General features: G+C 59.3%; 7 protein-coding genes. 4 read left to right on the top strand and 3 right to left on the bottom strand.

Annotation, left to right across the window (positions count from 1 at the left end):
- Positions 1–88: 88 nt before the first annotated feature.
- Positions 89–523, bottom strand: a complete 435-nt coding sequence (locus NW838_RS03410; RefSeq protein WP_148202694.1) for a hypothetical protein — start codon at positions 521–523, stop codon at positions 89–91.
- Positions 524–633: 110 nt separating this feature from the next.
- Between NW838_RS03410 and NW838_RS03405 the strand changes: the two genes are divergently transcribed.
- The 3 genes from NW838_RS03405 (at position 634) to NW838_RS03395 (ending at position 3853) form a co-directional block, all read left to right on the top strand.
- Positions 634–927 carry a TIGR02450 family Trp-rich protein gene (locus NW838_RS03405; protein WP_414357005.1) on the top strand — a complete coding sequence of 98 codons (294 nt, stop codon included), beginning with the start codon at positions 634–636 and terminating at the stop codon, positions 925–927.
- 385 nt (positions 928–1312) lie between these two features.
- A complete protein-coding gene (ispF, locus tag NW838_RS03400) occupies positions 1313–1822 on the top strand; it encodes a 2-C-methyl-D-erythritol 2,4-cyclodiphosphate synthase (protein ID WP_414342922.1) in 510 nt (169 codons plus the stop codon).
- Between the two features lie 255 nt (positions 1823–2077).
- Positions 2078–3853: an ABC transporter substrate-binding protein gene (locus NW838_RS03395; RefSeq protein WP_414427499.1), complete on the top strand. Its 1776-nt coding sequence runs from the start codon at positions 2078–2080 to the stop codon at positions 3851–3853.
- 129 nt (positions 3854–3982) lie between these two features.
- Here NW838_RS03395 and NW838_RS03390 read toward each other — a convergent pair whose 3' ends face one another.
- Together NW838_RS03390 and NW838_RS03385 are read right to left on the bottom strand one after the other, a co-directional pair.
- Positions 3983–6148, bottom strand: a complete 2166-nt coding sequence (locus NW838_RS03390) for a glycogen debranching N-terminal domain-containing protein (RefSeq protein ID WP_414357002.1) — start codon at positions 6146–6148, stop codon at positions 3983–3985.
- 131 nt (positions 6149–6279) lie between these two features.
- Positions 6280–7413 carry a glycosyltransferase family 4 protein gene (locus tag NW838_RS03385; protein WP_414427498.1) on the bottom strand — a complete coding sequence of 378 codons (1134 nt, stop codon included), beginning with the start codon at positions 7411–7413 and terminating at the stop codon, positions 6280–6282.
- A 317-nt stretch (positions 7414–7730) separates the two neighbouring features.
- Here NW838_RS03385 and NW838_RS03380 point away from each other — a divergent pair.
- A partial coding sequence (locus NW838_RS03380) for an FAD-dependent oxidoreductase (RefSeq protein WP_414427500.1) occupies positions 7731–8481 on the top strand: 751 nt, incomplete at its 3' end.

Genomic DNA, 8481 nt, shown 5'->3' with positions numbered 1-8481 from the left:
GAATCCGGCCAACCTGTCACAGCCGGGCTGGGATCCTCACTAAGAGAAAGTCATTATGTCCTCGGCAGGACAAGCGATCCACATGGGATCAAGGCTGCTCCAGAGGTAAGTCTGAAAACAGCAATGGGGCAATATTGGCCGCCTGGTTGATGGGGATCTCGTCGTTGACGGCATACTGATAAAACTGATCCAAGCGCCGACACAAACCTTCTGGGGTCAAAGCCTGCACATTGGAGCTGATGATATAGCTTTGGGAAGGAGAGGCGCGAAACGCTTGAAAGGCTTTGCGACAAAAGTCCTGCTTGGCCTCCGGGTCTGCTTGTCGCCATTCTGGCCCCGTCAGCTTTCCGGAGAGAGTAGGACTACTTGCCGCGACCAGAGGCAGTCCCGTTCCCAAAACCAGACCGCCCAGGATGAGCAGCAGGAGGATCCCTTTCAGGAACACCTGACGCCAAAAGAACCCGAGCTTTTGCCCGTTTTGCACCATTGTTGGATAGGCTAAGTGGGTAGGTTGGGATGCCATAGCACCCCTAGCCATCATATCGATCTTCCCGATCCAACTTCATCCCGTTCTCAGAAGCCGACAGCAGACCTGCTCGCCCACAGGCAAGGGTGGCAACAAGTTCTCAACCCATGGCCCGCAGCAAGCCCCGCCAAAAACAGCGCTTTCCCCATCTGCTTGGCTCCAAGTGGACTTCCGCTCAGCCCGTCATGGGTTGGCGACACTTTCAGGTCACTGCTCGCCAACAAGGGGAAGGAGGGCTGGTGTTTGCCGAGCTCAGAGCCGTCTGCGATCCCCAGGTGCGCCTCTGGGTCAACGCGGCCACCCTGAAGAACCGGGATCTTTGGCAGCCGGGCTGGACGCCTCTCGAAGACGGGATCCCCTGTGGGCGGCAGGATCCCCTTCTGGACAGGGCTGGGGGATAGTTTCTCTCAAGCTGGGGCTCAGGGATCGATTAGGATCATCTCTCTATCGATTAGGATCATCTCTCTAGTGTGGTGTTTTAATTCAGAAGCTTGAGGAGAAGAAAGCGGGATGGCCAGATGTGACGTTTGCGGAAAAGATCTTAGCTACAGCGATTATCAGTGGGCCAAGCGCTGCGCCAATCCCTACGGGAAGTCTCACCTCATCTGCTTCGACTGCTACAGTGGTTCGTCTTGTCCCATCTGCTATTCCCCTCTGGAGCCGGCAGAATAGAAAGAGGCGTTCTCAAAAGCTGCTTGTCGGTTACTCGACTCCCATCCCCCTAGCTCCTCGGAGGGGGCGATGGTCGACAAGGGTCTCGATGGTTTTCCCAAGGGAGCCGGAAAAGTGCGCATTGGCCAGGGCTACGACATCCACCGCCTCGTCGAGGGGCGCCCCCTGATCCTGGGCGGGATCCGGATCCCTTACGAAAAGGGGCTATTGGGCCATAGCGACGCCGATGTCCTCACCCACGCCATCATGGATGCTCTCCTGGGGGCTGCCGCTCTGCGGGATATTGGCTACTACTTCCCCCCTGAAGAAGAGCGTTGGAAAGGGGCAGATAGCATCCTTTTACTACAGCAAGTGGTGCAGCTGGTGGGCCAAGAGGGCTGGTGCGTTGCCAATGTAGACAGTGTGGTGGTGGCGGAGCAGCCCAAGCTCAAACCTCACATCCCCGCCATGCAGGCCCGCCTGGCAGAGGCGATGCAGATCTCCCCCAAGCAAGTGGGGGTCAAGGCTACTACTAACGAAAAACTGGGCCCCATAGGTCAGGGAGAGGCCATTGCTGCCTTCGCAGTAGCCCTGTTGCTGGAACAGAGAGGACAAGCTTCCTCTGACCTTCCCATCAGAATCTGAAAAGAACCTGGTCACCCCACTGCCTGAGCTGCCAAACTGGCAAGCAATCGCTCCCTCAAAAACGCAGAATCTGCCCAAGTCGCAGTCAAACCACCCATTACCTGGATCCCCAATTTTCCCTCTGGGAAAGGGGCCGGGAGGGGGGCTACTCCTCTAGGAGAAGGGCTGGGGGTGAGGGCCTCAGCAGCGCGGAGCGCTTGGGCCACAGGGCGCGGGATGCGGGCGAGCCGTCCCAAACTTGCTTGGAACAACGACTTGGCAAAAGAAATGGCGGGCCAAAACAACACCTCGGCAAACCGACTCAGGAGGAACCTTTTTGTCTCTCTACTAGGGATCCTTCTGCTCTGGCTCAGCGCTTGTGCCACGCCCACCCGCCCCCCCCATCTGGTTGCCACGGTGACTTCGGATCCCAAAACCTTCAACACCTATTTGGCCGCCGAAAGCTCTAGCCGCGACGCTATCGCCTACCTAGAGGCGGGCTTGGTCACCTTGGATGAGGATACCCTCTTGCCCAAACCGGAGCTGGCGGAAGGCTGGGAAGTGTCTGAGGACGGCTTGCGGTATGTCTTTACCTTGCGGGAGGGGCTGCGCTGGTCGGATGGAGAGCCTCTGACAGCAGCAGATGTGGACTTTACCTTTAACCGCATCATCTTCAACGAGCGGATCCCGACTTCTGCGCGGGATGTGAAGCGAATTGGAGAAGCCGGAGCATTGCCTCAGGTGCGGGCGCTGGACGAGCGGCGGATTGAGTTCGTTTTGCCGGAGCCCTTCGCTCCCTTTCTGCTGCAGGCCGGATCCCCTATTTTGCCCAAGCACATCCTCGAGCCCACTGTCGAGCAGTTGGACAGCCGGGGCAACCCCCTTTTCTTGCAAACCTGGGGTATCGACACGCCGGTGCAGCAATTGGTGGGGGCTGGCCCCTATGTCATGCAGGAATACACCCCTGGCCAGCGGCTGGTGTACCGGCCCAATCCCTACTACTGGAAGGGGGAAGGGATCCCGCGCATTGAACGGGTAATCCTGCGCATTGTGGACTCAGAGGACACCGCGCTGCTGCAGTTTCGCTCCGGCGAGACCGACGTGTTTTCGGTGCGGGGGAGAGATTTTCAGCTCTTGAAGCGGGAAGAAGAACGGGATCAGTTCACCATCTACAATCTCGGCCAGACATTGAACAACAGTTTCTTTGCCTTCAACCTCAGCCGCGCCCGTAACCCCCAGACCGGGCGGCCTTTTGTGGATCCCGTCAAAAGCCGCTGGTTTAACGATTTGAACTTCCGCCGGGCGGTGGCCCACGCCATGAACCGGCAGTTTTACGTCGATAGCGTCCTGCAAGGGTTGGGCCAGATCCAGCACTCGGTCTTCTCCCCCGCCAGCCCTTTCTACCTCAGCCCCGAAGAGGGCTTGCCCACCTACGACTACAACCCTGAAAAAGCGCGGCAACTGCTCCTCGATGCCGGATACACCTATGATGCTGAGGGCCACCTGCGGGATTCCGAGGGCAACCGTGTCCGTTTCACCTTGCTCACCAACGCCGGCAACAATCAGCGGGAGGCCACCGGCGCGTTGATCAAAGCCGACCTGGAGCGGATCGGCATCACCGTTGATTTTACCCCCATCGCCTTCAACACCCTGGTGCAGCGCACCGATAGCCGCGACTGGGAAACCCTGCTGCTGGGCTTTGGTGGCGGCGGTACCGAGCCCAACAACGGCTCCAACATCTGGCGCAGCGACGGCCGTTTGCACCTCTTTAATCTGGGAGATTTGCCCGGCAACCCGGCAGAAGGGGTTGAGGTCAGCGATTGGGAACGGGAGATCGACCGCATCTTTATCGAAGGGGTGCGGGAGCTAGACTTTGAAAAGCGCAAGGCCCTCTACGACCGGTTTCAAATCATCATCCAGGAACAGCTGCCCCAAATTGGCACTTTTAACCCCCTGGTTCTCTCAGCCCTGCGCAACCGCATTCAAGGGGTGGATCCCCGACCCATTCTGGGGCCATTGTGGAATTTGGATCAGCTCTACATTCAAGAGTAGAACTTCTGATGATGTGGGTGATGTGGGATAGGGAGAGGCTGTCTGAACTGTTGAGTTGTGTCCCTATCGCCACATTTGGCAGGTGAAACTTAGTTGTAGGTTGGGTTGCGGATGTCCTGAATTTTGCAACTATTTCACCGTCAACTCCACGTCCCCCGCACTCCTGAGAATGTTGATCCCCACCCCTCCTGACTGCAGATAGAGACCGATGTCCAGGGATCCCTGGCCCACCTGCACATTCTCAAGGATGACGTGGGGCAGCCACAGGGGCAGAGTGGGCTTGGTCAAATGCACCCGTTGGGCCAGCCCGTCGATCTCCAGCCCCAGACAAGCCTGCAGCAGCAAAAACACACTGGCCGCCGCCCAAGACTGGGGCAGACAGGCCACCGGATAAAGGGTGGGGCCCTCCCGCTGTCGCCGCCGAAAGCCACAAAACAGCTCAGGCAGCCGCTTCAGCTCCAGAAACTGGCTGGCATCGAACAGCGCTGTCAAGACCCGCACCGCTTCGCCCTTGAAGCCATAGCGAGATAAGCCTGCGGCAATCAAGGCGTTGTCGTGGGGCCAGATGGAGCCGTTGTGGTAGGACATGGGGTTGTAGCGGCCCTCTCCCTCCGGCACCGTGCGGATCCCCCAGCCGCTGAAGAAAGCTGGCTCCAGCAGTTGCCGGGCAATGCGGGCGGCGTGCTCGGGATGGGCGATCCCCGAAAACAGACAGTGGCCCATGTTGGAGCTGCGCACCCGGCAAGGTTGCTTCTGGCCATCCAAAGCCAGGGCATAGCCCCCCAACTCTTCGCACCAGAAGTGATCCCAAAACTGCTGCTGCAGCTTTTCCGCTTGTTGTCGCAACTGGGCTGCTTGCTCTTGCCGCCCCAGCAGCTCGGCCATCTCTGCTGCCAACTGCTTAGCTTCGTAGGCATAGCCCTGCACCTCGCACAGGGCCAAGGGGGGTTCTGCCAGGGATCCGTCCGGGTAGAAGATGGCATCTTCAGAATCTTTCCAGCCCTGGTTGCGCAGGCCCCGCCGCGCCTTGCCGGCATACTCCAAAAAGCCGTCCCCGTCCGCATCCCCGTAAGTGTCCATCCAGTGCAGGGCTGCTTCGATGTTTGGCCAGAGCTGCCGCAACAGCTCTAGATCGCCGCTGCGGCGCACGTAGCGCCCTGCCAACACCACAAACAAAGGGGTGGAGTCAATGCTGCCGAAATAATTGCCAAAGGGGATCTCGCGCGTCTTGGCCATCTCGCTGGAGCGCTGCTCATGCAGGATCTTGCCAGGCTCGGCATCGCGGCTGGGATCCACCTCCTGGGCCTGGTGGGCCGCCAGATACAGCAGCACCCCCCGCGCCAAGTCTGGAAACCACCAGAGAGTGGCCAGGGCGGTGATCAGGGCGTCGCGCCCGAAGACCGTGGTAAACCAAGGCACCCCCGCATAGGGATAAAGCCCGTAGGGAGTGCGGGTGAGCATCATCAGCAGATCATCCCGTGAGGCGTTGAGCCAATCGTTAAACTGAGCATTGCCGGTGTCGATCCGGTGGGCTTGCGCCCGCAAGGAAGCCCTTTGCTCCCGCTCCGCCTGCAGAGCCTCCCGGTAGGTCAAAGGGGCAATCTCCTCCCCGCCGTAGCTGCAGATCACCCTCAGCTCCAAATCCCGTTCCTCCTGCGGGGCCAAAGGCACCCACCACTGCGCCAGCTTCTCCGACACTAGCTCCGGCGCCGGCAAAAATTGCAACTGGGTTTGCCGCTCCACTCCATCCAAGCCGCGGTAGCGGAGAACCACTCCCTCAGGGTTCACCTGGGCCGGCAGCACTTGACCCCGCTGGGCCCGTCGGATGCCCCGGATCTCAAAAATATCGGCAAAGTCCGCCTCAAAGCGCAGGGTAATCGGCACGCGAAACGGCTCCGAGCCGTAGTTGTGAATGCGAATGCGCTCGTAGGCTACGTTGTTCCACAGAAAAGTAGTCCGTAGAACATGCAGGGTATCTTGACCGATAAACTGCCCCTCTGAGGTGGTGAACTCCGGGTTGGTCAGATCCACCGCCAAAATATCTTTGTCTTCCCGCACCTCTGAGCTGAGCAGCAGGAACTGCTTTCCCTGCAAGTCCAACACCCAGCGGGACAAAAAGCGGGTGTCGTCCCGGAAGAGGCCATGATCCCGGATGCCGAGGGGGCGCATGTTCCCTCGCCGGTCAAAGATGGCAAAGCAGTTGTCATGCTTGAGAACATGAGAGCGTGCCTCCACCCAAGAGGCGCTGGCCCGGATGTAGTACTGATCTTGAATTTGGATGATGTCTTCTGCCATCTCGGTCTTCTCGATCCCTATCCAGCCGGTCTCCTACGCGAACAGCTTACTGCTATCGGTCCACTCAAAGAAGGCGAAGAAGCAGGGGCCCCCCGATGCAGCCCAGCAGCCCTAGCTGCTACTTGGCCCATCTAAGCCTTATTAAGCTGCCTTCTTCGCGACATCTCCTGCCGCTCGTTCACCAGTTGGCGGTAGAGAGCCTCGTAGTCCGACACCATTCTTTCCACGCTGAACCGCTCCTCAAACACCTGCCGCACCCCGGCTCGGCTCAGGGATCCCACCTTCTCCACAGCCTCCACTGCTTCCTCCACCGAGTCGACAATAAAGCCGGAGCGCCTGTCGGCCATTACCTCGGGTACTGAGCCAAAACGGGTGGCAATTACCGGCGTGCCACAGGCCATCGCTTCAATCATCACCAGCCCAAAGGGCTCCGGCCAGCGGATGGGAAACAGCACCGCATAGGCCTTGCCCAAAAACTCGCTTTTCTCTTGGTCGGTGATTTCCCCTATGATCTCCACATTGGGGTGGCGACTGGCCAAAGGCTTAATTTCTAACTCGTAGTACTGGCGATCCACCGCATCGATCTTGATAGCAGCCTTCAGCGGCATCCCAGCCCGGACGGCAATTTCAATAGCCGTATCCAGCCCTTTTTCCGGGGAGACCCGGCCCAAAAAGGCCAGGTAGTCCCCCTTTTCTGGATAGAAACGGTGGAGATCCAGGGGCAAGCCGTGGTAGACCGTCCCCACCCAGCGGGCCTGGGGCAAAGGCAGCCGCTGGGCATTGGAGATGGAGACCACCGGAATGTCCTGAAACTCGGTGTAGAGGGGCTGCAGCTCCGGAATGTCCAGTCGCCCGTGTAGGGTGGCCAAAAAAGAAACCTGCGGGTGGCGACGGGCCAGGGCATAGGGATAGTAGTCGATGTGGCCGTGGATAATGTCAAACTCGTCGGCCATCTGAAAGGCTTTCTCGACCATCAAAACATGAGGAGCCACTGTGTCGATGGCCGTGGGATCCAAACGCAAAGCCCGCTCCCGAAAGGGGATTAGACGCGCTTGGGTTTGGGAGTCGCCGCTGGCGAACAACGTCACCTCATGCCCCCGCCGCACCAGCTCTTCGGTGAGCCAAGACACAACTCGCTCGGTGCCGCCGTAGAGCTTGGGGGGCACACTCTCATGCAAAGGGGCAATCTGAGCAATGCGCATAGCTATCCTCCACACCAAATCATCACCGCTCAGGGCTGTCTGCCAGACCGGGCTCACTGGCATTTCCGGCTGCTCCTAGGGAGAGCTTCTCACCCACGCCATGAGCTGCAACGTTCTTCAAGGGCAAAGCCAGGCCCAACCTTTATCGTAGCCAGCCAAGCCTGTTGGATGGGTCTTGTCGGAAAGCATCTCATTTTCTGGCCTGACAGTTTTTGTCCAGAGGGGAAGGGGCTACACCTCACCGGCGCGTTCGCGCAAGCGTCGCGTAGCGATAACGAGCTATGCCCAGTTGCTGCCGGGGAGGCTGCTGGAGCCGGCCATAATGGGGAAACGCCATCCTAGCTGTGGCGGACATCCTTTGCGAGAGCTTGCCTGCATCCATGCTGGAGCACGACATCGTCATCATTGGGGGAGGGCTGGCCGGTTGCCGGGCGGCTTTGGAAGCTATGCGACGGGATCCCAACCTCGACCTGGCCTTGGTATCCAAAACCCATCCCATTCGCAGCCACTCGGTAGCAGCCCAAGGGGGCATTGCCGCCGCCTTACAAAATGTCGATCCGCAAGATTCCTGGGAAGCCCACGCCTTCGATACCGTCAAGGGATCCGATTACCTAGCGGATCAAGATGCGGTGGAGATTCTGGCCCGGGAAGCTCCTGAAGTGATCATCGACCTAGAACACTTGGGGGTCTTGTTCTCCCGCCTGCGGGATGGCCGCATTGCCCAGCGGGCCTTTGGGGGACACAGCCACCCGCGCACCTGTTATGCCGCCGACAAAACCGGGCACGCCATTTTGCACGAGTTGGTGAGCAACCTCAAGCGTTTTGGGGTCAAGCTCTACAGCGAATGGTATGTGCTGGATCTGATCCTGGAGGACAACCAAGCCCAGGGCGTGGTGATGTTGGAGCAGGCCAGCGGGCGGCTGGAGGTGGTGCGGGCCAAGGCGGTTATGTTGGCTACAGGCGGCTATGGGCGCATCTACAACTCCACGTCCAACGACTTTGCTTCCACCGGCGATGGCATGGCAATGGTGGCGCGGGCCGGCCTGCCTCTGCAAGATATGGAGTTTGTGCAGTTTCATCCCACGGGCCTGTATCCGGGGGGTGTGTTGATCTCAGAGGCGGTGCGCGGGG

Origin of the sequence: Synechococcus sp. R55.2, assembly GCF_047462075.1 — a bacterium.
Lineage (GTDB): Bacteria > Cyanobacteriota > Cyanobacteriia > Thermostichales > Thermostichaceae > Thermostichus.
Note: the sequence above shows the minus strand (reverse complement) of the source record. Positions and strands in the feature narration are given on the sequence as shown.

What these genes read in the sequence shown, in the direction of transcription:
- NW838_RS03390 (WP_414357002.1), bottom strand. Translation starts at nt 6,148, where the DNA reads ATGGCAGAAGACATCATCCAAATTCAAGATCAGTACTACATCCGGGCC.
- NW838_RS03405 (WP_414357005.1), top strand. Translation starts at nt 634, where the DNA reads ATGGCCCGCAGCAAGCCCCGCCAAAAACAGCGCTTTCCCCATCTGCTT.
- NW838_RS03385 (WP_414427498.1), bottom strand. Translation starts at nt 7,413, where the DNA reads ATGCCAGTGAGCCCGGTCTGGCAGACAGCCCTGAGCGGTGATGATTTG.
- NW838_RS03410 (WP_148202694.1), bottom strand. Translation starts at nt 523, where the DNA reads ATGGCATCCCAACCTACCCACTTAGCCTATCCAACAATGGTGCAAAAC.